Source organism: Myxococcus guangdongensis, from assembly GCF_024198255.1.
GTDB lineage: Bacteria > Myxococcota > Myxococcia > Myxococcales > Myxococcaceae > Myxococcus > Myxococcus guangdongensis.
The window spans coordinates 234,603-258,319 of sequence record NZ_JAJVKW010000012.1; the positions used below are offsets into that span (position 1 = coordinate 234,603).

Here is a 23,717-nt window from a genome sequence, read left to right on the forward strand (position 1 = left end):
CAGCGTGAGTGAGCAGGACGAAGCGCAGCTGCGGCAGGCCGTCGCCGAGGGGGTGCTCGCTCGCGACGAGGTGGAGGCGCTGCGCGCGGAGGCCGTGCGGCTGGGACAGCGTCCGCTGGAGTTGCTCCGGGCGCGAGGGCGGCTCTCCGAGGACACGTATGTGTCCCTGCTGCGGATGGGCCGGGATGCGCGGGAACCGGTGACGCCAGGGGCACCCGTGGCTGGCGCTGACACGGCGGAGGTCGTCCCCGGACGCCCCGGCGATGCGCCCGTCTCCGACGACACGCCCGGCCTTCCAGGCGGGAGCCCCGGTCCCTCGGACAGACTCGGCGTCGACGTGTCACCCGGACGAGGGACCTCCGACGCCGACGTGCCCGCGTTCCCGGTGCCGGGGTGGGAGCGCTACTCGCCCGTGCGCTTCCTCGGTCAGGGCGGGATGGGCCGCGTGTTCCTCGCGTGGGACGCGCGGCTTCATCGTCACGTGGCGCTGAAGTTCGTGCGCGGGGACGAGCCAGAGCTCACGCGTCGGTTCGTCTCGGAGGCCCGTGCGCAGGCGCGGGTCTCGCACCCTCGGGTCTGCGAGGTGTACGAGGTCGGCGAGGTCCAGGGGCGCGTCTACATCGCCATGCGCTACGTGGACGGGTTGCCGCTGCAGTCGCAAGTGGAGTCGCTCGGCGTCGAGCAGAAGGCCCGCGTCCTGCGCGACGCCGCCGAGGGTGTACACGCCGCGCATCGCGCCGGGCTCATCCATCGCGACATCAAGCCCTCCAACCTCCTCGTCGAGCGCTCCGCCGACGGCGAGCTGTCCGTGTACGTCATGGACTTCGGGCTCGCGCGCGACTGGAAGGAGGGGGCCACCGCGACGGGCACCGTGCTCGGCACGCCGCACTTCATGTCGCCCGAGCAGGCCCGAGGTGAGGTCGCCCGGCTGGACCGACGCGCGGATGTGTACAGCCTGGGCGCCACGCTCTACGCGCTGCTGACGGGGCGCGCTCCCATCCCCGGTGAGAACGGGCTGGAGGTGCTGGGCAACATCGCCACCGTGGAGCCGCGTCCTCCGCGGGCCCTGGACGCGGACCTCCCCGTGGACCTGGAGGCCATCACCCTCAAGTGCCTGGAGAAGGACCGCTCCCTGCGATACGGCTCGGCGCGCGAGCTGGCGGAGGACCTGTCGCGCTTCCTCGACGGCGCGCCCGTGCTCGCGCGCACCGGCCCGGGCTACCGCGCGCGCAAGTGGCTGCGCAGGCACCGTCGCTCCGTGGCGCTGGGGACGGGGGCGCTCGTCGTGGTGTCGCTCGCCCTGGGGCAGGCGGTGCTCGCCCGTCGCGAGGTCTCCCAGCGCGAGGCCCTGACCCGCCGCTTCACGGAGCAGGTGGAGCGCATCGAGGCCCAGGCCCGCTACACGGGCATCGCTCCCGTGCATGACACCCGCGCGGACCGCGAGGCCCTGCGCGAGCGCATGCGCGAGCTGGAGGCCGCGATGCGTGAGGCGGGGCCCATGGCCGATGGCCCGGGGCACTCTGCGCTGGGGCGAGGCCACCTCGCGCTCGGGGATGACGTGCTCGCGCACCATCACCTGGACGCGGCGTGGCGGGCGGGGAACACCGAGCCGCGCGTGGCGTACTCGATGGCCCTGGTCCTGAGCCACCTGTACCAGCGCGCGCGGCTGGACGCCGAGCGGACCCGGGACGAGAAGACCCGCGCGAAGCGGCTCCACGACGCCACCCGTCGGTTCGGTGAGACGGCGCGCGACTTCCTGCGCCGGAGCGAAGGGGCCCAGGTCCCCTCGCCGGAGTATGTGGCCGCGCTGCTCGCGTTCCTGGAGGACCGTCACGACGAGGCGCTGGAGAGGCTGGAGGCGCCGGGCTCACGGCTGCCCTGGTTCCATGAGGCTCCGTTGCTGCGCGGGGACATCCTGGTGACGCGGGCCGCGAGTCGCTGGAACACGGGGCAGCGGGACGGCGCGCTCGCGGACCTGGAGGAGGGACGACGGGCCTATGCGCGCGCGGCGGACATCGGTCGCAGCGTGCCCGCCGTGTCTCTCGCGCGGGCGCGCCTGGAGGGCTGGGCGTTGTTGCTCGCGCTGTATGGCCAGGGCGAGGTGGCGCCTCACTACGAGCGGGGCATGGCGGCGGTGTCCCAGGCGCTCGTGCTCGCGCCGGACAACGCGGAGGCCCATGAGCTGGAGGCGGGCTTCCATCGACGCCTCGCCGAGCACCAGGCCCGCCTGGGGGGTGAGGTGGAGCCGCTGTTGGACCAGGCCCTGGCCTCGGCGCGCCGGGCGATGGAGTTGTCGCCGCTGCGGCTGGAGGGCTTGCATGAGCTGGCCCTGGTGCACTGGCAGCGGGCCCGGCTGCGACAGGAGAAGGGGTTGGACCCGCGGGACTCGTTGCGGGAGGCCGTCGCCGCCTTCGACCGCATGGTCCCCGAGACGTGGGACTACGACTTCCACGCCGACCATGGGCAGGTGTTCCGGGTGTGGGCGGACTACGAGGACGGGGTGGGGGGCGATTCGCTGCCCTATCGGCAGCGGGCCATCGACTCGCACGAGCGCGCGGTCGGGCTGGATGCCAAGCGGCCCGAGGCGTGGATCAACCTGGGGACCGAGTACCTCGCGCGCGCCACGAATCCTCGGGCGCCGAGCCCCGGGGAGGACCTGGACAAGGCCGTCGCGGCCCTGGAGCGCGCGCGGACCCTCAATCCCGAGCACGTGGTGCCTTGGTTCTACGAGGGCGAGGTGCAGCTGGCCCGGGCCGCGAGGCAGCGGGACTCGGGCGCGGACCCGGGGCCGGCGTTGAGGCGAGCCCATGAAGCGTATCTGCGGGGCGTGGCCATCAACCCGAGGCTGCCTCCGCTGCACAACGGTCTGGGCACCGTGTGGTTCGAGCAGGCGAAGGACACGTGGGAGCGCGGGGGAGACCCGGGGCCGTCGTTGCGTGAGGCGCTGAAGTCGTTCGAGCAGGCCATCGCGTTGGCGCCGGCCCAGGGCTACGGACAGAACAACGTGGGGGAGGTCCACGCGTGGCGTGCGCGGATGCGAGTGCTCGAGGGGCGCTCTCCCGAGGCCGAGGTGAAGGCGGCCCGCGCCGCGCTGAAGGACGCGTTGGAGAAGGTGCCGGACCTGGCCCCGCCGTGGATGAACCTGGGCACGGCGCTCCTGGCGGAGGCTGAGTGGAGGAGTACGCGGGGACAGTCGGTGGAGCCCGTTCTGGCGGAGGCGGTCCAGGCCCTGCGCCGCGCGCTGAAGCTGAACCCGAAGCAGGCCCAGGCGTGGCGGGTGCTGGGCGAGGCGCTGGCCGTGGATTCGCTGGCGAAGGGAGACGCGGAGTCGCTCACGCAGGTGGACCACGCGTTCCAGCAGGCCCTCACGCTGGAGCCGACCCAGCCCGAGCATCGTCTGGCCTTCGCGCGCTTCTGTCTGCTCTGGGGGCAGCGGCCTGGTGCGAGTGATTCCAAGAGGCTGGAGCGTGGACGGGTGCTCACGGAAGAGGTCCTCGCGGTGAGGCCGACGTGGCCACGAGCGCGGGCCATGCGAGCCGGAGCGCTCCTGGCCTCGGAGGAGTCGGGACTCGCCCAGGTGGAGGCGCGCGAGATGTTGTCCCGCGCGCTCGGCGACAATCCGCACCTCACGCGTGGGTGGGGCCCGGTGCTCTCCGTGGAGAAGTCTCCGTGAGGAGAACTTCAGTCCGGGTCCTCGGTGGGCTCGGGCACCTTGGTGACGACATCGAGGTTGCCGCGGATGGTCTGGTCATCCGTGACGCAGTCGGCGCTCTTGCAGCCCTGGGAGCAGTGGTCGTCCGTGTCGTTGCAGATGCTCAGGCAGTACTCGCCCGAGGGCAGGTCGGGGGCGGACCACGAGCCCTTGCCGCGCAGCTTCGTCAGGGCCACGACGCCTCCATCCGCGGAGGAGCGCACATCGCGCAGGTCGATGCACAGGTCCTTGCTCAGGTCGGAGGTGATTTCGATGCCCTGCCCGGAGCACAGCGTCCAGCCCTTCGAGCCGGGCCCCGGGTCGAACCGCTTCCCCGCGCCCCCGGTCTCCACGAGGAGCTCCAGGCAGCCCCCGTCTTGCGCCATGCACGGGTCCACCGCGCAGCCTCCATCGGTCTGCTGCAAGCGGGGCAGGCCGTCCGCCCGTGCATGCTGTTGATTCGACTCCGACGCGTTGCTGACTGGCTCACGCGTCCGTGATGCACACGCCGCCCAGCCCGCCACGAGCAACACTCCCAGCACCCCGCTTCTGTTCCTCACGTTCCCTCCCATCGACACATGTCGCGATGCACGTGGAGAGAGCATGCACCGTGCCACGCGTGTCGCGTGGGAACGTGTCACTCACCGCGAGGCGTGAGGCCCAGCTCCTTCATGCGCCGGCCCAGTGCCTTGCGAGACACCTCCAGCGCTCGTGCCATCGCGTCCAGGTCACCGCCGTGTGCCTCGTATGCCCGAGCAATCTCGTCCGGGCGCAGGTCGCCCGCGGTGCGCAGGTTCGGGCTCTTGTCGATGAGGTCGTAGAGCGACGGCCTGGGAATGCCCAGCGCCTCGGCGGTGGCCTTCAGGTCCCATGCATGTTCGCGCAGCGCGGCCAGCAGCTCCTGCTCCGTCACTTGTGAAGCCTTGCGACGCGGCGTCACCGGAGTCCGAGTCTCCGCGACAGGCTCGGGTGAAGACACCGGTGCGCCAGGGGTCGAGGCCGCGGCCACCTCCAGCTCGTGCTCCAGCCGAGGCTCGGCCTGGAGCGTCGGCTCCCCACGGCTGCCGATGACGAGCTGCCTCGCGAGGTTGCGGAGCTGACGGATGTTGCCCGGCCAGGGGAAGCGCACCAGGCGGGTCGCCAGCGGCGCGGGCAGCCACGGCGCCGCATACGCGTCCTCGTTGTCGAGCCGATGCGACTCCCCCAGCGTCGCCAGTTCCTCGCGCGCGAAGTGGAAGAAGAGCCGGCCCAGATCCTCGCGCCGCTCGCGCAGCGGAGGCACGTGCACCTCGTAGCCCGCGAGCCTGTGCAGCAGCGGCGCCTTGAAGCGTCCATCACGGATGCGCTCATCCAGGTCCGCATCCGTGGCGGCGAGCAGCCGCACGTCCACGGCCACGGGCGTGGTGCCTCCGACGGGATACAGCTCGCCCGTCTCCAGCACGCGCAACAGCATCACCTGGACCTCGGGCGGCGCCTCGCCCACTTCGTCCAGGAAGAGCGTGCCCCCATGCGCCGCGCGGAAGAAGCCATCACGGCTCTGCGCCGCGCCCGTGTACGCGCCCTTCTGCGTGCCGAACAACTCCGCCGCGGCCAGCTCCTTCGGAATGGCGCCCAGGTTGACGCTGAGGAAGCGGCCCTCGCGTCGACGGCTGCGTTGGTGGATGGCCTGGGCCACGCGCTCCTTGCCCGTCCCTGTCTCTCCTCGGATGAGCACGGGCACATCCAGGTCCGCCACCCGCTCGATGTGCCGACGCAGCCGTCGCACACCCGTGCTCTCGCCCACCATGCCGAGCGCATCCCCCGTGGCCGAGTCATCCCCCGCATCCATCAGGTGCAGCAGCACCACCACGCGCCCACCCAGCTCGAGCGGCACACCCTGGACGAGCTCCGCCTCGGACAACTCCCAGGTTCCCTCGAGCACCGAGCCGGCGATGACCACGCGCTCGCCGCCCTCCGTGCACGTCAGCCGCACGCTCCCCGGCTTCGAGCCCGGAGCGAGCGTCAACGGCTTGCGACTGATGAACGGGTCGTTCAGCGGCTGCCCCAGCACGGACCCGGGACGCGTGAAGTCGGGCGCGTTGCGAGACAGCGCCACCTCGCGCCCCGCCACCAGCGCATCCAGCCGGAGCCGCTCGCCCACGCGCGCCGGCACGGGGTGGGAGACGAGCGTCAGCGCGGGCACGAGACGAGGCCCCTGCGGACCTCCGCCGCGTTGGGGCATGGCGGCGGTGGACACATCGGCGAGCGTCGGAGACATGGTGGCCGGGCCTCATGCTAGCCGAGTCGGGAGCATGAGGCCCTCGGGCCCGCTCGCGTGCCTCAGCCCGCGCTGACGAACCAGGACGCGGAGATGTTCCAGCCGCTCAGCGAGCCGCTCTGGTTCGCGACCAGCCCCGGGCTCGTCGGCCAGCTGAAGTTGTTGGAGCCCACCGAGGGGATGTCCCAGTTCAGCGTGAAGGTGGCGTTGTTCACCGCGGAGGCCTGGTACACGACGAAGCCGGCGGCGGGATTGCTGAAGTCGCCGGGGCTGGTGAAGCGACCGGACTGTCCCGCGGGGATGACGCTCGGGGGCGGCAGCGTCCACTGCTCGTCCGTGGAGGACTTCACCAGCACCAGGTCGCCCGAGGTCTGGTTGACGATGGTGGCGGTGAGGCTCTCGGTGGACTCGGGGCCGGGCTTCGTCTGGTTCGGCTTCTCGACGCTCACTTCGGGCATGACGCACTCCTGAGGAATGGGGGAACGGGTCCCGTGGGCCGGAGGCGCATCCACCTCCGGTGCCTGCCCTCAGTGCAGCGCGTGTGCCGTGCGCCCCGTGTCCGCGTCTCCGAGGAGGCCCCCTGTCGACACGGCCTCCGACACACGGGCCGACACGGCCGCCGACACGTCGGACCGCGAGCCCGACGTGTCGACACCGGGCGTGGGGCCTCAGCGCTTCGCGCGCGAGTCCAGCCAGGACACCAGCACGTCGGCGTGACAGGGGCCGGGCTTGCACCAGCAGCCCAGGCGCTTGCCGCGCAAGGCGAGCACGTCCTCGTGCCAGGCGGCGTCATGGCGGGAGCGCAGCTCCAGGTACCAGCGGAACGACTCGAAGGCGTCCACGTCCGGCCCCATGCGATGGAGGGCCTCCTCGTGGATGCGCTGCTGCTCCGCCTCCGGCAGTGCGGCGACCCAGGGGGCGAAGTACTTCTTCCACATCGCGCCTGGTGTGCCGACGCCACCGGGCTTGAAGGGGTTGCCGAAGTGACCGGGCACGGGGTTGGTGGGGCTGGGCTTCGCCCACGCGCGGAAGGCCCGGCCCACGTACACGTCACAGCCGTCGTGGACATGGACCGCCTGGGTGCGCGTCCCGGTCATCGGCGTGTCCCCGACTACTTCTTGCGCTTCTTGCCGGCGGACTGGGCAGCGGCGGCGGCCTCGGCGGCGGCCTGCTCGACGGCGACCTTCAGGTCATCGCGCTCCTTGGTGACGCTGGCCACCTCGCCCTCCAGCTCGGTCACCTTGGTCTTCAGCGCCTCGTTCTCCGAGCGCAGCTCCTCCGTGGTCTTCTTCAGCACGTTCGTCTCGGCGCGCGCGCGGTTGAGCTCACGCGAACCACCGCAACCGACGAGGGGAACCACCGCCAGCATCGCCACGGCCATCCAAGCCTTCATCTGAGTCTGCTCCTGTGTGGCCCCGGAAGGGGGATTTCCGGGGACCTGAGTCATCCGGCACGGAAAAGGGGGGACGCACCACTCCAATGTCCTTCCGCCCGGCATCGGACCGGCGAGCCTAGACAGTAAGGCCCACGAGAGGAAGCCACTGCAGGGTGGGGTGCACCCGCTCCCTCGGACCGGAGAGGGATTCTCACGGAGTGGAAGTCGGGACCCGGGAGGTGGAGTCCAGGACTTCGTGAATCCAGACAGGCTCCAGGCCCCAGGTGAACAGGCCCTGGTGACGGGCGCGCGGGGGGAAGTCCGGAGCCTCGATGGGACGGGTGACGGTGAGGACGCGAGTGCCGGGGCGGCAGGTGCGCAGCCGGTCGACGAGTCGGGTGCGCGTCTCCGGGGCCAGGGCCGTCCAGTTGACGAGGACATGGGTGGCCTCGTCCAGGTCGGCCAGGGCCGCGTCGCCCTGGCGCAGCACCGCGCCCGCTCGGGACAGGGGGACCGAGGCGAGGGTGACGTGCTCCTCGAGCAGCTCGATGCCCGTGGCCCGGGCCCCCAGCCAGCGCGCGGCGAGCAGGGCCCGGCCGCGTCCAGCGCCCAGGTCCACCAGGTGGCCGTGGGCGGTGAGCCCGGCCTTCTGGAAGAGGCGCAGGGCGGTGTGCACGGGCGTCTCGCCGTACATCAGCTCGTCGAAGTCCTGGCCGCTGGCCTGGAGGAGGCGAACCACCTCGAAGGAGCGACGCGGCCGGTAGGGCGACACGAGCAGCTCGCGCAGCCACAGCGACAGCGCGGGCCCGAGGAGGCGAGGTCGCCACACGAGCACGGCCAGGTCCGCGGCCCGGTTCACCGCGTCCAGCCACAGGCTCCAGAGCCGCACGAGCAGGAGCCGGGGGAAGGACAGTCGGGGGACCTGGGGCCGGGTGGATGTCGTCGGGGTGGAGGCGTCCTCGGCCATGTCTTGGAGGCAGAGGTTAGCCGAATCCGGTGCGAGGGCTCGGTGGGTGTCGAGCCCGGTGACGCGGATGCAAGGCGTTGCGCCGTGAGGACGTGTGCGGCCACCGCATCCGCGCAGAGGGGCGCGAGGGCCATGCGTCGAGACATTCGTCGCGCGGTCTTGGGGCTCAGGCCTGTCTGGCAAGGGCCTCCCAGTGGCCATCCCGAATGCGCTCCTCGGCGGAGGAGGTGGGTGGCGTGGCGTACTCGCCCGCGGGCAGCTCGGAGCGGTTGCTGATGAAGCTGACGTCCTGAGGTGAGAGGTGCGACGTGAAGGGCGCCGTGGCCCGCTCGTGCCAGAGGTCGTCCGCGGCTCGGGGGGCGAAGACGGCGGCAGGTCCGCGGCACCGAGTTTAGAAATCGTTCGAGAAAGGGCTTTTGCCGAGGAAGTCGTTACGGCTTTGTAGAAATCGTTGGAAACGGCGCCTCGGCTTCAGAAATCGTTACGCGGCCGTGAGGTCACTCCATGACGAAGGACACGAACGCAACCCTGTTGCGAGAGCTGTCGGCGGTGCTCCCCGTCGAAGCCCTCGTCACCGACGCGGACGTGCTGGAGGCACACCGTCGTGATCAGGCCGAGTGGGCCCCCGCGGGGACCCCTGGTGTCCTGGTCCGCGCCACCTGCACGGAGGACGTGCGCGCGGTGCTCCGGGTCGCCTCGGCGCACCGGGTCCCGGTGGTGCCCCGGGGCGCGGGCTCGGGACTGTCCGGCGGAGCCAACGCGGTGGACGGCTGCATCGTGTTGTCGCTGATGCGGCTGAACCGGGTGCTGGAGGTCGACGCGAAGGGGATGCTCGCCGTCGTGCAGCCCGGGGTGCTGAACGCGGAGGTGAAGGCGGCCGCGGCGGCGCACGGGCTCTGGTACGCGCCGGACCCCGCGAGCTGGGAGTTCTCCAGCCTGGGCGGCAACCTGGCCACCAACGCCGGCGGCCTGTGCTGCGTGAAGTACGGCGTCACGGGGGACGCGGTGCTGGGGCTGGAGGTGGTGCTCGCGGATGGCTCGGTGGTGCGCACCGGCGGGCGCACCGTGAAGAACGTCGCGGGCTACGACTTGACGCGGCTGTTCGTCGGCTCGGAGGGAACGCTCGGCGTCATCACCGAGGCGACGCTGCGCCTGCGCCCCAAGCCGCCCAAGGCGACGACGCTGGTGGCCACCTTCCCCACGCTCGCGGGCGCGGGCCTGGCCGTCACGGACATCATGGCCCGCACGCGCCCGTCCATGCTGGAGCTGATGGACCAGGCCACCTGCCGCGCGGTGGAGGCGTACAAGCCGCTGGGCCTGGACGTGGACGCGGCCGCGTTCCTGCTGGCGCGCTCGGACGCGGGAGGCGAGCAGGGCGTGGCGGAGATCGAGACCATGGCCGCGGCCTGCGCGTCCGCGGGCGCGACCTTCGTCACCCACTCCTCAGACGAAGCGGAGGGCGAGCTGCTGCTCACCGCGCGCCGCCTCGCCTATCCCGCGCTCGAGCGACAAGGCGCCACGCTGCTGGACGACGTGGGCGTGCCGCTGTCGAAAATCCCCGACCTGCTCGCCGCCGTCGAGCGCATCGCCGCCGAGCGCGGGGTGCTCGTGGGCACCTTCGGCCACGCGGGCGATGGGAACATGCACCCCACCGTCGTCTTCGACCGCCAGGACCCGGCGGCGCTCACCCGGGCGCGCGCCGCGTTCGATGACATCCTCGCCGCGGCGCTGGACCTGGGCGGCACCATCACCGGAGAACACGGCGTGGGAGCGCTGAAGCAGCCCTTCCTGGGGCGCCAGCTCGGCGAGGAGGGCCTGCGCCTGCACCACCGCCTCAAGGGCGCGATGGACCCGCTCGGCATCCTCAATCCGGGCAAGGTGCTCTAGGTTTTCCTGCCGCGCCCCGGGGCGTGTCCGGCCCGCTTTCCCTTGGAATGACGTGGGGTTGCGGAGCCCTGGAGGAAAACGGCCGGGTATTTTCGGGGGCATGTCGAGAAGCTCTCCGCGGCTTCGACATAGGGGTGAACGCACCCCGATTCCGGGGCGCGGCGGACACGGAAAGAGGGAGCCACCCATGAAGTACATGCTGATGATGAACCACGCAGGTCAGGGCCCGTACGCGATGATGAGCTGGCCGCAAGAGGACATCCGGGCGCACATCGCGTTCATGGTGTCGTTCGCGAAGAAGCTCTCCTCCACGGGAGAGTTGCTGGCGGCCGAGGGGCTGGCCGGGCCGGACCAGGCCAGGCTCGTGAAGGCGGGGGCGGACGGCAAGCCCATCACCGACGGCGTCTTCCCCGAGTCGAAGGAGTTCCTCGTGGGCTACTGGATGGTCGAGGTGGACAGCCCCGAGCGCGCCCACGCCATCGCCGCCGAGGCGTCCACCGCGCCCGGCCTCGGGGGCAAGCCGATGAACATGAACATCGAGGTCCGGCAGGTGATGAGCGGTCCTCCTCCCGAGTTCCTGTGACGTGAAGTCCCCGGCCAGCCACCCCATCGAGTCCCTGTTGCGCGAGCACGCGCCCAGGGTGCTGGGCGCCATCCTCCGCCGGTTCCGTGACTTCGGAGCCTCGGAGGACGCGGTCCAGGAGGCGCTGCTCGCGGCCGCGATGCAGTGGCCCGTGGGGGGCGTGCCGGAGAACCCCCGCGCCTGGCTGATTCAGGTGGCCTCCCGGCGCATCACCGACCAGGTGCGCGCCGAGGCGGCCAGACGCCACCGCGAGGAGCTGGTGGTGAGCATGGTGCCGCCGGAGCTCCAGCTCGTCCTGCCCGTGATGGGGGACGAGTCGATGGGGCGCGACGACACGCTCGCGCTGCTCTTCATGTGCTGTCACCCGGCGCTGACGACGTCCTCGGCGATCGCCCTCACGCTGCGCGCGGTGGGCGGCCTGACGACGGCGGAGATCGCCAGGGCCTTCCTCGTCCCCGAGGCGACGATGGCGCAGCGAATCAGCCGCGCCAAGCAGAGCATCCACGCCTCCGGGGTGCCGTTCCAGAAGCCCACGCCGGAGGAGACGGCAGCGAGGCTGGGCGCGGTGCTGCACGTGCTCTACCTCATCTTCAACGAGGGCTACACCGCGACCTCCGGACCCCAGGTGCTCCGCACGGACCTGTCGGGCGAGGCCATCCGGCTGACGCGGATGCTGCACACGCTGTTGCCGGAGGACGGCGAGGTGGCGGGGTTGCTCGCGCTGATGTTGCTGACGGACGCGCGGAGGGCCGCGAGGACGGGGCCCTTGGGAGAGCTGATTCCGCTCGACGCGCAGGAGCGCGGACGCTGGGACGCGGCGATGATTGCCGAGGGCGTGGCGCTCATCTCGGCCACGCTGTCCAAGGGCTCCCTGGGGCTGTACCAGGTGCAGGCGGCCATCGCGGCGGTGCACGACGAAGCGGTGCGCGCCGAGGACACGGACTGGCCGCAGATTCTCGCGCTCTACGGCGTGTTGATGGGACTGACGGACAACCCGATGGTGGCGCTCAACCACGCCATCGCGACGGCGATGGTGCACGGGCCTCGCACGGGCCTGACGTTGCTGGACGTGCTGCACCAGAGCGGGCGGCTCGACGGGAGCCACCGACTGGACGCGGTCCGCGCGCACCTGCTGGAGCGAGCCGGCGAGCCCGCGAAGGCGGTGGTGCATTACCGCAAGGCCGCGGAGCGCACGACGAGCCAGCCGGAGCGCGACTATCTGCTGCTGCAGGCCGCGCGGTTGAGCGAGGGGATGGGCGCGTAGCCGCGCGGCGGATGCGGACCGGGGCGAAGCACGGGCTCCTGGCAAGAGCACCGTCCTCGCCCCGGAGACAACTTGGACGGGCTACTTCGTCGTCGCGGCGGTGCCGAGCGTCTCCAGCACCTTGCGCGCGTTGTCGTTCTTCGGGTTGAGCTCCAGCGACTTGCGGTAGCTCGCGGCGCCCTCGTCCTTGCGGCCCGCGGCCACGTAGCCCTCACCCAGGCTGTCGTGTGCGTTGGCGTCCTGGGGGAAGAGCGCGACGTTGGCCTCGAACACCTTCACCGCGTCGGCCTGCTGACCCCCGCGCATCAGCGAGTACCCGAGCTCGTTGAGGATGTCGGCGGACAGCTTCTTGTCCTGGGGCGCCTCCGTCTTGCGCGCCTTGAACCACGCGACGGCGTCCTCGACGCCCTTCGTGCGCACAATCAGGTCCACGGTCACCGAGGGGTGCTCGGGCTCGACGGTGTAGCCCTTCCAGCCGTACACGGAGATGGCGCTGGCGACGAGGCGCTCGAAGAGGCGCGAGCCATTGTCCGAGTTGGTCATGACGACGATGCCGCTGCCAGACTCCGCGAAGGCCACCATCACGGCGCGGTAGCCCTCGTTCGCGCCGCCGTGACCGAACCAGCCCTGCCCCGGGTTCCGCATGAAGCCGATGCCGAAGGCCTCCGACTCGGGCTGACGGGTGAGCATCTGCTTCGCCATGGCCTGCGACACCACGCGCTTCGACTGGCCCTTGGTGGCCTTGGACATCTCCAACGCGGCGCGCGCCAGGTCCGACGGCGTCGTCCACAATCCCGCCGGAGCCATCTCCGGGTAGACGTGCCAGCCGCCCTGGACGCTCTTGCCGTCGGGGTGGGTGCCGGTGGCGGCGCGCGGCGCGAGCGACGCGGGCAGGGGCTGCTCGAAGGTGCTGTCCTTCATGCCGAGCGGCGTGAGCACCGTCTCCTTCATGATTTGGGGGAACGGCTTCTTCAACTGGTCGGCCAGGAACTGCTGGACGATGGTGGTGCCGCCGCCGCTGTAGCGGGTGATGGTGCCGGGCACGGTGTCCACGCGCACGGCCGACGTGTTGGCGGGCTTCTCACCGTCGAGGATCTGCTGCGTCGTGGGCAGGGGCGCGTCGACGGCGTAGCCCCCGAAGCCGTGCACGGTGGTGCCCGCGGTGTGCGAGAGCAGCCGGCGCAACGTGACTTTCTGCTCCTTCGTGAAGTCGTTGTCGGGGAGCTTCCACGACACCAGCTTGTCGTTCACGTTCTCATCGAGCGACCACTTGTTCTTCTCGGCGTGGTGCATGGCGGCCATCGCCGTCACGGGCTTGCTGATGGACGCGGCCTGGAAGAGCGTGTCGATGGTGACGGGCTCGGTGCCGCCCGCCTGCTTGACGCCGTAGCCCTTGGCCCAGACCAGCTTGCCCTGGTCGAACACGGCGAGGCTCAGGCCGGGGACCTTGTACAGCTCCATCCACTGCGGCAGGGACAGGTGGCGCGGCGTCTCTCCGGGCAACGAGATGCCGGGCAGGCCCTCCTCCACGCGGGCCACGCGAGCAGCCTCCGCGGGACGCGACAGCCACTGCGTCTGGGGTTTGGAAGGGGCCGCGCCGGTGAGCAGACCGAGCGCGAGCGCGCCCGTGAAGGACACGGCGGCGAGGCGGGAGGAAGGGACTCGAGACATGGACGGGGTTCCTGGAGGACTCGCGCGTTGACGGGGTGTGTACGCGGAGGCCCTCACATGATTGCCTCGGCGTGTCGTCGCGAGAAACTCCCGGATTCTCCGGGGAGCGTCGACCCTGGGTCGCCAGGCGACGCGCGTGGGGACACTCCCCGGGCTTGCTTCACGACAGGGACGCTCAGTTGCGGACGGCGGCGTGCTCGACGGCCCAGCTCAGGGCCTGGTCCGCGATGGCCTCCCAGCCGGGCTGGGCCACGGTGTAGTGCGAGCGGCCGGGCACCTCGACGTACTCCGTGACGGCGCTCGACTTCGCGTAGCGCTTCGCGTTCTCGCGCTGGATGCTGGCCGGGAGGATGACGTCCAGGTCACCCGAGAGGAACAGCAGCGGGGCGCGCGCGTCGTTGCGCAGATTCACGGTGACTTCCGAGTGCGGCGTCAGGTTCGCCAGCGCGCCCTGGAACAGCGCCCGGCCCGAGCCGGGGATGTACTGGGTGCGGTAGATTTCGTCCGACTCCGCCTGCGTCAGCGTGTTGGTGAAGGCGTAGTGGAACTGCTCGGGCGTCATGGGCGCGTGGCGCTTGACGTTGGCGGGGTTGAGGAGCGTCGACGCGGTCGACTTGATGGTGGTGAAGGGCAGCGTGTAGACGCCCTTCACGGGGGCCGAGTGGATGGCCACGCCCGCCGCGCCCACGCCCCGGTCCAACAGCATCTGCACGAAGGCGCCGCCGAACGAGTGGCCCATGAGGATGGGCGGCGTGGGCAGCGCGCGGATGATGCGCTCGTAGTGGTCGACGATGTCCTTCACGCCCAGGTTGTTGAGCGGCGTCGGGTCCTTCTGCAGCGCCTCGACGCCGCCCTCCAGCCCGGGCCACGTCGGGGCGATGACGCGGTAGCCGGCCTTCTCGTAGCGGGCAATCCAGCCCTGCCAGCTGCGCGGCGTCATCCACATGCCGTGGATGAGGACGATGGTATCCGGCTGGCCCTGGGTCTGCTGAACGGTGGCGCTCATGACGTGCTCCCTCTTGGTTCACCGCGTCGTCGCGGTGTGCGGCGTTGACAAGGGGAACAGTACGGATTCGGGCCGGGGCGAAAAACAGGCGCCTGGGAAGAGCACTGTTTCCGCCCCGGAAACAATCCGGACGGGCTACTTCACCGTCGCGGCGCCGAGCGTCTCCAGCACCTTGCGCGCGTTGTCGTTCTTCGGGTTGAGCTCCAGCGACTTGCGGTAGCTCGCGGCGCCCTCGGCCTCGCGGCCCGCGGCCACATAGCCCTCGCCCAGGCTGTCGTGCGCGTTGGCGTCCTGGGGGAAGAGCGCGACGTTGGCCTCGAACAGCTTCAGCGCGTCGGGCAGGCGCCCCTCGCGCAACAGCGAGTAGCCCATGTCGTTGAGGATGGCCGGGCTCAACTGCTCGTCCTGGGGAGCCTCCGCCTTGCGCGCCTTGAACCACGCGAGGGCGTCATCCACGCCCTTCAGGCGCATCAGCAGGTCCGCCGTCGTGGCGGGGGCCTCGGGACCGACTTCGAAGCCCTTCCAGCCGTGCGCGGCCTGGACGCTGGCGATGAGGCGCTCGAAGAGGAGCGAGCCGTTGTCGGAGTTGGTCATGATGGCCACGCCGTTGCCGGACTCGGTGAAGGCCGTGAGGTTGGCGCGGTAGCCCTCGTTGCCTCCGCCGTGGCCGAACCACGCCTTGCCCACCGGCCGCATGAAGCCCACGCCGATGGCGCCCGACACGGGGTCATGCGCGAGCATCTGCTTCGCCATGGCCTGCGACACCAGGCGCTTGGACTGGCCGTGGTAGGCCTTGAACATCTCGATGGCGGCGCGCGCCAGGTCGGACGGCGTCGTCCACAGGCCCGCGGGCGCCAGCTCCGGATGGACGCGCCAGCCGCCCTCGACGCTCTTGCCGCCGGGCGTGGTGCCCGTGGCGGCGCGCGGCGCGAGCGCCGGGGACAGGGGCTGCTCGAAGAAGCTGTCCTTCATGCCGAGCGGCGTGAGCACCGTCTCCTTCATGATTTGGGGGAACGGCTTCTTCAACTGGTCGACGAGCAACTGCTGGACGATGGTGGTGCCGCCGCCGCTGTAGCGCCGCAGCGTGCCGGGCACGGTGTTCACGCGCACGGCCGGCGAGTTGGCGGGCTTCTCACCGTCGAGAATCTGCTGCACCGTGGGCAGGGGCCCGTTGACGGGGTAGCCGGCGAAGCCGCCCACGGTGGTGCCCGCGGTGTGCGAGAGCAGGCGGCGCAACGTGACCTTCTGCTCCTGCGTGAACTCGTTGTCGGGGACCTTCCACGACACGAGCTTGTCGTTCACGTTCTCGTCGATGGACCACTTGCGCTTCTCGGCGTGGTGCAGCGCGGCCAGCGCCGTCATCGGCTTGCTGATGGACGCGGCCTGGAAGAGCGTGTCGATGGCGACGGGCTCGGTGCCGCCGGCGTGTTTGACGCCGTAGGCCTTGGTCCAGACGAGCTTGCCCTTCTCGAACACGGCGATGCTCAGGCCGGGGACCTTGTACAGCTCCATCCACTGCGTCAGGGACAGGTGACGCGGCGTCTCTCCGGGGATGGAGACGGGAGCCATCCCTTCCTCCACGCGGGCCACATGCGCGGCCTCGGCGGGACGCGACAGCCACTGCGTCTGGGGTTTGGAAGGAGCCGCGCCGGTGAGCAGGCCGAGCGCGAGCGCGCTCGCGAGGGACACGACGGTGAGGCGAGGGGAGGGGAGTCGAGACATGGAGGAGGTTCCTGGAGGGGCTCGCGCGATGACGGGGAGACGCGTGAGGGCCCGCATGATTGCCGCGGGGGCGCCGCGCCTCGTGGAAAGCCACGATACGAAACGAACGCTCGAAGCGGAGTCTTGTCTCTCCGACAACTAAATCGAGCTCGGTGAGTGTCCCGAGGAACTCCGGAATTCGTCGGAACGAGAATCGGTAGACGGTCTCGATTTCCAAAAAGGGGTGACTGATGGGCGGCACGACGTCGATTCGTGGTGGCTCTTCGACAGGTTCGTCCTCGGGGTCCTCGGGGTCCTCGGGGGCGGACGCGGCACGACGCGCCGAGGAAGCCCGGCAGCGGGCCGAGGCGGCGCGCAAGGCGGCGGAGGCGGCGCGCAAGGCAGCGGAGGCAGCCCGCAAGGCGGCGGAGGCGGCGCGGCTGGCGCAGGAGAAGGCGCGCGCGGACGCGGCGAAGGCGAAGCAGCAGGCACAGAAGCCGGGGCAGACGCCCGAGGAGCAGAAGGCCTCTCGCAAGGAGGCCGAGGCGGCGGCCAAGGCCCAGAAGGCGGCCGAGCAGCGTGCGTCCAAGGCCGACGAGGCGCTGCGGGCCGCGGAGGAGAAGGCGGCGCGGACGGCCCGGCAGGCCCAGGGGGCGATGGGGCAGGCGAACGTGTTGGCGACGCAGCAGGGGCTGGCGCAGCCGTTCGACGACAAGAGCGTCAACGGCGTGAAGCCGAGGGCCGGCACGTCGGACGTGTCGTCGTTCGACGCCGCGCCGCGCAAGGAGGGCATGGACAAGTTGTTGGGCAACGTGCCCGCGCCGCCGGGGAGCGTGGAGGGCTCCACTCTGCTGACGGAGGACGCGAAGGACGGGAAGGTCAACTGCCTGGACGTGGCGGCGGACTGGGTGGACAAGGCGTCGCCGGAGCTGCGTGCGCGCTCGGAGATGGTGTTCCTGCAGGACCAGCGGCCGGGGGCCGAGGGGCAGACGGGGCACGTGGTGGTGCGGCAGGGTGAGCAGGTGTTGGACCCGACGACGAACCAGTCGTACGAGTCCATGGAGGCGTACAAGAAGGCGCAGCCGCAGTACCAGGAGGTGGGCAGCGTGCCGGCGGCGGACGCCAAGCGCATCTTCGACACGCAGCCGGGCTCGCCCGAGCGCGCCGCGGAGCAGGAGAAGGCGAAGCTGTCGCCCGCGCTGCAGAACATGATGGTGGCGGACGTGAGCGGGCCCGAGCAGCAGGCGTGGGACGCCTACGACGCGCACGTGAAGGCGGGGCCGCCCAAGGACCTGCCGCAGAACATGGGCTTGCGGCAGGAGATCCTCGAGGCCCACCAGGCGAAGACGAAGGAGCTGGCGGACGCGGCGAACAAGGCGTCGGTGGAGCGGCTGCGCACGGAGCTGGGCTCGACGCCGGAGGGCAAGAAGGTCCTGGAGGACCTGGACGCGCGGGGTGTCGGCATCAACGTCGTGGACGACGCGTCGTACGCGCAGCTGCCGGGCGCGGGGACGGATGGGCACGCGTTGCCGGGCAACGGCGACATCACGTTGAGCCGCGAGGGCGCGACGGTGGACGTGCTCCGGCGCGAGGCGCAGCGCTCGGCGGAGACGCAGCAGTTGAAGTTGCCGACGACGCCCGAGGAGGGCGAGCGGCTGGCGTTGTCGGTGTCGGAGACGTTGAAGGCGAATCCCAGCCAGCCGGTGGAGTTCGAGGACGCGGGCATCCACGTCGTGGCGATGAGGAACCCGAAGGCTTCGCTGGTGGAGAACGGGGGCAGCGTGCTGGACGTCGCGTCGTTCTCTCCGTCGTTCACGCAGGAGGCGCAGGAGGAGGGGAAGAAGCCGGGCAGCGACACCATCGTCAACACGAGCTTCTACGACTTCGCCGCGTGGGGGACGAACCCGGTGGGGCAGGTGGTGAAGAACGGCGAGGTGATTGCGGGAGGCTCGGACCCGGACCGCTTCTACGCGGCGTGGACGGACTCGGGCTTGAAGTTCGGGCAGGGAGATCCGCCGAAGGACTCGAACCTGGCGTTCGGTGGCGCGGTGCCGGTCATCATCAACAACACGCCGTATGGCGTGGGCAATCAGTACAAGCCAGGGACGGACGCGGCGGCGCCGGACAAGGGGGACCCCGGGGCGTTCGCGGGGGACCTGACGCAGCGGAACAACGAGAGCTTCCGTGCGCAGGAGGAGCGCGGCAAGGAGGTCGGGAAGATCATCGTCGGGTATGACCGCGACACGGGCACGACGTACGTGGTGGCGCAGGAGGACGGCTCCAAGCCGGGCAAGACGCTCTCGGAGATTCGCGACGCGCTGGTGAAGCTCGGCGTGGATGACGCGGTGTCGTTCGACGGCTCGGACTCGGCGACGCTCGTGCGCGACGACCAGGTGAAGGTGGAGCCGGGCTGGGCGAAGAACCAGACCATCCCGTACGGGCTCCGGCTCAGCCTGGATTGAGCTGCGTGACTCGGAGCGGCGCGTGAGTGGCGCGCCGCTTCGAGAGACCACGTGGAGGACGGGCCCGTCACGTCGATGCGAGGGTGCTCGGCGCTGACGGGCGCTGTGTGCATCCGGGATGGGATGTCGCGTCCGCGCGCTGGGATGCCCGTTCGAAACACCTGAAGTTCATGCGCGGACAGCTGCCGCTCGGGTGGGCGGTCCTCCGTGCGGGTGTGACTCCGTGGGCCTCGTTCGTGCAGTCGCCGGCTTCGCTTTGGCAGGGGTGCCAGAGCTGTTTAGATTCATTCCTGCGGCGAGGACGAGTGACACGGGGTCGAGATGCGGCACCGGGCATGGCTCCCTTCACGCCAGGGAGGAGATGCATGCTCGAATCAGACGTCACGCCTGCTTGCCTGGGTTCGCGGCGAGTCCTCCATGAGCTCCAGCCTGGAGGCCTGCCATGAGCCTGCTGCATGAAATCAAGTTGAAGGGGGCCGCGGTCCATGCGGAGCGAATCTCGGCGCCGCTGTTCCAGGACTTGCTGCACATCTTCGTGGAGGGAGCGCAGCGGGCCCTCCGCTTTCGCATCGAGGGGCGCAGCACGGCTCGAGGAGGCGTGCCCGCGTGGCTCAGGTCCGCCGCGCAGTTCGATCTCCTCCTCGAGTCGGAGTCCGAGGCTGGCGTCTTCAAGGTGGAGTCGAGGCCGCTGAAGCAGGTGCTCCCCGAGCATCTGCGCTCGAGTGAGGCCCTGGCCGACGTGGGCGCGGAGGGGAGCGCGGTCGACCTGTTCGAGGCGGGGCTCGAGGATGCGCTCGCGGGCGTGGCGGACAGCGACAGGTTCGATGAGGGGCTGGTGGAGACCTTCAGTGCGTTCGCCAGGCTCTTCGACCAGGGCGTGGAGGGCATCGAGGTCATCAACGGGCACGCCTTTCCCATCGACGTGGAGGGCGTGGAGCGAGTCGCCCGGCTGCGGCGGCAGACGCCCCCTCCTCGGGCCATCCGCATCGCGGGGAAACTGGATGCCATCCGGCACAGTGACCGCTTCTTCACCCTGATTCTGGAGAGTGGTGCCGCGCTTCGAGGGGTCTGGGAGCGCCTGGACTCCGACAGGGTGACGGCGTCGTTCGGTCAGAAGGTCATCGTGTCGGGGGTGGCCGTGTTCCGCCCCTCCGGCTCGGTGTTGCGCATCGAGGCGGAGCACATCGAGCCCGCGTCTTCGCGGCAGGCGACGCTCTGGTCGGTGCTCCCCAGGCCGCTGTTCACGCCGATGGACCCGAGAGCCTTGCGGCAATCTCAAGATGAGCGCTCGGGCCTCTCTGCGATTTTCGGCCAATGGCCGGGCGAGGAGACGGAGGACGAATTCTCCGCCGCGCTGCGGGAGCTCTCGTGAGCACGTCGACCGGGTTGGTGCTCCTCGATACGAACATCCTGGTGCATCTGTTGAGGGCCTCATCTCTGGGCAAGAAGGTGGCCGAGGACCATGCCTTGCTGGGCAAGGGGCCTCGGCCGCTCATCTCCGTCGTCACGGTGGGAGAGGCGCTGGCCTTCGCGAAGAAGCGAGGTTGGGGAGCACAGAAGGTCTCGAAGCTTCACGCGCTGCTTCGACAGCTCGTGGTGGTGGACATCCACCTGGACGCGGTGCTCGAGCGGTATGCGAACTTCGATGCCTTCTGCGGGTCGAAGGGGCGAGCGCTCGGCAAGAACGACTTGTGGATTGCCGCCACTGCGTCGGCGGTCAGCGCGTTGCTGCTGACCACCGACAAGGACTTCGACCTGCTCCACTCCGAGCGCTTGTTGGCGCGTTCCTGGTTCGACCCGGCACCTGTCGGGGGTACGGCCGGCGGCGTGTGAGGCGCGCCTACTCCGGCTTCCCGCCCGTCCGCTTCCACAGCTCGCGCGCCAGAATCGTGGCGAAGCGCGAGTCATTCAGGATGTACCGGCGCCACAGGCGCTTGGGCTCATGGGTCAGGCGGTACAGCCACTCGAAGCCCGCCTTGGCAATCCACTGCGGGGCGCGCTTCGCCGTGCCCGCGATGAAGTCGAACCCCGCCCCCACGCCAATCGCCACCGTGGGACCCAGCTTCTGCGACACCTGCGAAATCCACACCTCCTGCTTCGGGCTGCCCAGCGCCACGAAGAGCAGATGCGGGTCCTTCTCCCGGATGCTCGCGACAATCGGGTCGTTCTGCGCGTCCCCCGCGTCCGTGCGCACCATCGGCGAATCCCACCCCACCACCTCCACCCCGAACTTCTCTCCCACGATTCGCGCCACCTTCTCCGCCACCCCCGGGCCCGCGCCCAGCAGGTACACCCGCCACTTGCGCTCCGCCCCCAGCTTCATCAGCGGCAGAATCAAATCCGAACCCGCGATGCGCTCGGGCAGCGCCACGTCCAGCGCCTTCGACGCCCAGACGATGGGCATCCCATCCACCACCGAAATCGCCGCGCGCGAGTACGCCTCGCGGAACTGCGCGTTGTCCTCCGCCAGCACCACGTGGTCCACGTTGGCCGTGAACACGTAGCCGCCCTGGCGTGAGTCCACCAGCCGGCCAATCTCCAGCACCGCCTCCTCGAAGGTGAGCTGGTCGATGGCCAGCTGGCCGATGCTCAGCCGAGGGTGGCCCGTGGTGAACGGCGTCGTCTGCTTCGTGTCCGGAGTCGCGGCAGTCATGGCTTCTTCACCGTCAAATCAAGCACTGTCATCGAGTAGGGCGGCAGCCGCTGCGTCAGCCCCGCCGCCGTAGTGTTTCCCGCCGGCTGCTGCAGGAACCCGCCCGGCGCGCCCGAGTACCCCAGCACGCGCACGCTCTCGAGCGTCCCACAGCCGTTCAGCTTCACCCGCGCCTGCGCCGCCTGGTCTGGGTCGAAGTTCAGCACCACCGCCACCACCTTGGTGCCGTCCTTGTTGCGCGAGGCGAACACGCTCGTGCCCTCCTCCGCCTTCGCCGGCACCCAGACGTCCTGGAAGCGTCCACCCCGGCCGTCGAAGTCCCTGAACGCGCGGAACGCCCAGAACACCGGGCTGCCATTCGTCGGGTACTGCCAGAAGTAGGCGGAGTAGATGTTCTCCTGCGCGAAGCGGCCCAGCGCCTCGGCCTGCGCCAGGCCTCCGCTCATGTGGCCGAAGGCGCCGAAGTTGTACTCACCAATCGAGATGCGCCGGCCCGGGTAGTTCTGGGCAATCCACTCCTTCATGCGCGGGAGCAGCCGCACCGGCTCACCAATCCACGACTCGTCCTTGTACGTCGGGTCCCACAAGGCGCGCGTGGAGCGGATGCGCCGCGCGTTCGTCTCCGGGTCCGTGTTCCCCTCCAGCCCCACGCCCACGTTGGTCTGCGGGTAGAAGTGCAGGTCCACCACGTCCAGGATGCGAACACCCGTCTTCTTCTCGTGCTCGCGCAGCTGCCGCAGGTACCAGGGCAAGAGCGGCACGTCGCCATGCGCGCGGCGGTCCGAGTGCGGCGCCTTGCCCGGCGCGAAGTCCGCCGCGGACCAGAGGTAGTTCGTCCATCCCCACTCGGCGGGGCCCGCGATGAGCGCGTCCGGGTCCGCCTTCCGCACCGCGGTGCCGTACGCAATCGTGCGCGACAACAGCCCGTCGTACGTCAACGGCTCCGGGAACACATCCCGGTGCGTCGAGTTCCAGAGCATGGGCTCGTTGTCGAGGATGTACATGTGCACGCTGCGCTCGCCGCGAGCCTCATCCCTCGCGCGGATGGCGCGCACCCACTCGGCGACGAACTCGGGGGAGGCCTCGGTGCTCGTCTGCGCCGGAGGTCCGGGCTTGAGCGGCGTGCCGTCGCGCGTGACGCCGTTGCCGGAGCCGTTGTCCTCGCCGCGCTGCGGCCCGAACTTCGCCACCGGGAAGCCCACCGAGCGCGTGTCCTTGGCCACCCACCCGAGCAGCGGCACGGTGAGCGCGGAGCTCATCCCGTTCTTCCGGTTGGACTCGAGGAAGTCCGCGTAGCCCAGGCCGATGTCCACGTTCTGGAAGAACCAGTCGTTGGCCGTGTTCCACGCGCCGCCCAGCTTCCAGTTGTAGCGGGAGGTAGGGTTGCCGCCCCAGCGGCGCGTCGTCGCGCCCATCTTGTACTGGTGCTGGTCCTTCTTCTCGCGAAGGCCGTCCAGCGCGATGCCGTAGATGAGCGGGCTGATGTCATGTCCGGGCGCGGTGCAGTCGATGGTCATCGACGTGTCGCGCCCGCTGCCCTTGCCCGTGCGGCCTCCGCCCGCGGCCAGCGCGGCGGCCACGTCCGGCGGCAGCGGCACGAGCGCCACCTTGTCGAGCAGCACCCAGTCCCGCCCCACGTCCTTCGACGCTCGCAGCACCACGCGGTCGAACGGCTCCCCCTTGGGGTTGAGCAGCTCCATGGGGATGACGACGTCGACCCACTCGCCGTCCTTGCGCACCTGGAGGTCCGCGGTGACGGGGATGCGCGGGAAGGACACCGCGCCGGGCGTGTCCAGCCGCACCTCCAGGAACTCGCCGTAGGCCTCCGGCGCGCTCAGGCGCAGGGACAGCGCCCCGAAGCTGCCCGCCAGCTTGGGCTGGTAGAGAATCCAGCCGCCGTAGTTGAACAGGCGCATGCGCGCCGGGGCGCCCTTGGGCAGCTCGCGCGGCGCCCAGCCGATGTCCTTCCAGCCCTTCCCGAGGCCGCCGTCGTAGAGGACCACCGGCGCGGTGCTCGCCGCCTCGACGGCCGCGGGCTTCGTCTCACCCGGCTTCGCGGCGTCACCCACCGCGGGCTTCACTTCTCCGGAAGGCTCACCGCCGCGCGCCAGCGCCACCGAGCCACCCGCGGCCACCAGCGTGCAGACCACCACGGCGGCGCCCGCCTTGCTCCGCGCACCCTTCACACCTGCCTCCATGG

18 protein-coding genes are annotated in these 23,717 nt (G+C 70.5%); 7 read left to right on the forward strand and 11 right to left on the reverse strand.

Features of this window, described 5'->3' with window-relative positions; translation table 11 throughout:
- Positions 1-4: 4 nt before the first annotated feature.
- A complete protein-coding gene (locus LXT21_RS32320) occupies positions 5-3,673 on the forward strand; it encodes a protein kinase domain-containing protein (protein WP_254042060.1) in 3,669 nt (1,222 codons plus the stop codon).
- An 8-nt stretch (positions 3,674-3,681) separates the two neighbouring features.
- On the opposite strand, the gene LXT21_RS32325 is transcribed toward LXT21_RS32320, so the two are convergent.
- From LXT21_RS32325 to LXT21_RS32350, 6 genes are all read right to left on the reverse strand, one after another.
- Positions 3,682-4,251: a hypothetical protein gene (locus LXT21_RS32325; RefSeq protein WP_254042061.1), complete on the reverse strand. Its 570-nt coding sequence runs from the start codon at positions 4,249-4,251 to the stop codon at positions 3,682-3,684.
- Positions 4,252-4,328: 77 nt separating this feature from the next.
- Positions 4,329-5,948: a sigma 54-interacting transcriptional regulator gene (locus LXT21_RS32330; protein ID WP_254042062.1), complete on the reverse strand. Its 1,620-nt coding sequence runs from the start codon at positions 5,946-5,948 to the stop codon at positions 4,329-4,331.
- A gap of 62 nt (positions 5,949-6,010) precedes the next feature.
- The gene (locus LXT21_RS32335; protein WP_254042063.1) at positions 6,011-6,406 is read right to left on the reverse strand and encodes a hypothetical protein; all 396 of its coding nucleotides are present in this window, start codon (positions 6,404-6,406) and stop codon (positions 6,011-6,013) included.
- Between the two features lie 210 nt (positions 6,407-6,616).
- Positions 6,617-7,045, reverse strand: a complete 429-nt coding sequence (locus LXT21_RS32340) for a DUF4326 domain-containing protein (RefSeq protein WP_254042064.1) — start codon at positions 7,043-7,045, stop codon at positions 6,617-6,619.
- Positions 7,046-7,059: 14 nt separating this feature from the next.
- Positions 7,060-7,341 carry a hypothetical protein gene (locus LXT21_RS32345; protein WP_254042065.1) on the reverse strand — a complete coding sequence of 94 codons (282 nt, stop codon included), beginning with the start codon at positions 7,339-7,341 and terminating at the stop codon, positions 7,060-7,062.
- A 193-nt stretch (positions 7,342-7,534) separates the two neighbouring features.
- The gene (locus LXT21_RS32350; protein WP_254042066.1) at positions 7,535-8,290 is read right to left on the reverse strand and encodes an SAM-dependent methyltransferase; all 756 of its coding nucleotides are present in this window, start codon (positions 8,288-8,290) and stop codon (positions 7,535-7,537) included.
- Positions 8,291-8,794: 504 nt separating this feature from the next.
- On the opposite strand from LXT21_RS32350, the gene LXT21_RS32355 reads away from it, so the two are divergent.
- The 3 genes from LXT21_RS32355 (at position 8,795) to LXT21_RS32365 (ending at position 12,024) form a co-directional block, all read left to right on the forward strand.
- Entirely contained in the window at positions 8,795-10,177 is a 1,383-nt protein-coding gene (locus LXT21_RS32355) for an FAD-binding oxidoreductase (protein ID WP_254042067.1), read from the forward strand.
- A 187-nt stretch (positions 10,178-10,364) separates the two neighbouring features.
- Positions 10,365-10,760, forward strand: a complete 396-nt coding sequence (locus LXT21_RS32360) for a YciI family protein (RefSeq protein ID WP_254042068.1) — start codon at positions 10,365-10,367, stop codon at positions 10,758-10,760.
- Position 10,761: 1 nt separating this feature from the next.
- Complete coding sequence (locus tag LXT21_RS32365; protein WP_254042069.1) at positions 10,762-12,024, forward strand: RNA polymerase sigma factor; 1,263 nt, start codon at positions 10,762-10,764, stop codon at positions 12,022-12,024.
- A gap of 81 nt (positions 12,025-12,105) precedes the next feature.
- Here LXT21_RS32365 and LXT21_RS32370 read toward each other — a convergent pair whose 3' ends face one another.
- From LXT21_RS32370 to LXT21_RS32380, 3 genes are all read right to left on the reverse strand, one after another.
- The gene (locus LXT21_RS32370; RefSeq protein ID WP_254042070.1) at positions 12,106-13,695 is read right to left on the reverse strand and encodes a serine hydrolase; all 1,590 of its coding nucleotides are present in this window, start codon (positions 13,693-13,695) and stop codon (positions 12,106-12,108) included.
- A gap of 175 nt (positions 13,696-13,870) precedes the next feature.
- Complete coding sequence (locus tag LXT21_RS32375; protein WP_254042071.1) at positions 13,871-14,701, reverse strand: alpha/beta hydrolase; 831 nt, start codon at positions 14,699-14,701, stop codon at positions 13,871-13,873.
- Positions 14,702-14,836: 135 nt separating this feature from the next.
- On the reverse strand, positions 14,837-16,423 hold the full coding sequence (locus LXT21_RS32380) for a serine hydrolase (RefSeq protein WP_254042072.1): 1,587 nt from the start codon (positions 16,421-16,423) through the stop codon (positions 14,837-14,839).
- Between the two features lie 230 nt (positions 16,424-16,653).
- On the opposite strand from LXT21_RS32380, the gene LXT21_RS32385 reads away from it, so the two are divergent.
- From LXT21_RS32385 to LXT21_RS32395, 3 genes are all read left to right on the forward strand, one after another.
- On the forward strand, positions 16,654-18,864 hold the full coding sequence (locus LXT21_RS32385) for a phosphodiester glycosidase family protein (RefSeq protein WP_254042073.1): 2,211 nt from the start codon (positions 16,654-16,656) through the stop codon (positions 18,862-18,864).
- Between the two features lie 442 nt (positions 18,865-19,306).
- Complete coding sequence (locus LXT21_RS32390) at positions 19,307-20,236, forward strand: single stranded DNA-binding domain-containing protein (RefSeq protein ID WP_254042074.1); 930 nt, start codon at positions 19,307-19,309, stop codon at positions 20,234-20,236.
- Positions 20,233-20,697, forward strand: coding sequence for a type II toxin-antitoxin system VapC family toxin (locus LXT21_RS32395; protein ID WP_254042075.1), 465 nt, complete (start codon positions 20,233-20,235; stop codon positions 20,695-20,697). Before LXT21_RS32390 ends, LXT21_RS32395 begins: the two co-directional genes overlap by 4 nt.
- Before the next feature lie 7 nt (positions 20,698-20,704).
- On the opposite strand, the gene epsA is transcribed toward LXT21_RS32395, so the two are convergent.
- Both epsA and epsB read right to left on the reverse strand, forming a co-directional pair.
- Positions 20,705-21,517: an exopolysaccharide biosynthesis glycosyltransferase EpsA gene (epsA, locus tag LXT21_RS32400; RefSeq protein ID WP_254042076.1), complete on the reverse strand. Its 813-nt coding sequence runs from the start codon at positions 21,515-21,517 to the stop codon at positions 20,705-20,707.
- Positions 21,514-23,715 carry a GH44 family glycoside hydrolase EpsB gene (gene epsB / locus LXT21_RS32405; protein WP_254042077.1) on the reverse strand — a complete coding sequence of 734 codons (2,202 nt, stop codon included), beginning with the start codon at positions 23,713-23,715 and terminating at the stop codon, positions 21,514-21,516. Before epsB ends, epsA begins: the two co-directional genes overlap by 4 nt.
- Positions 23,716-23,717 lie beyond the last annotated feature (2 nt).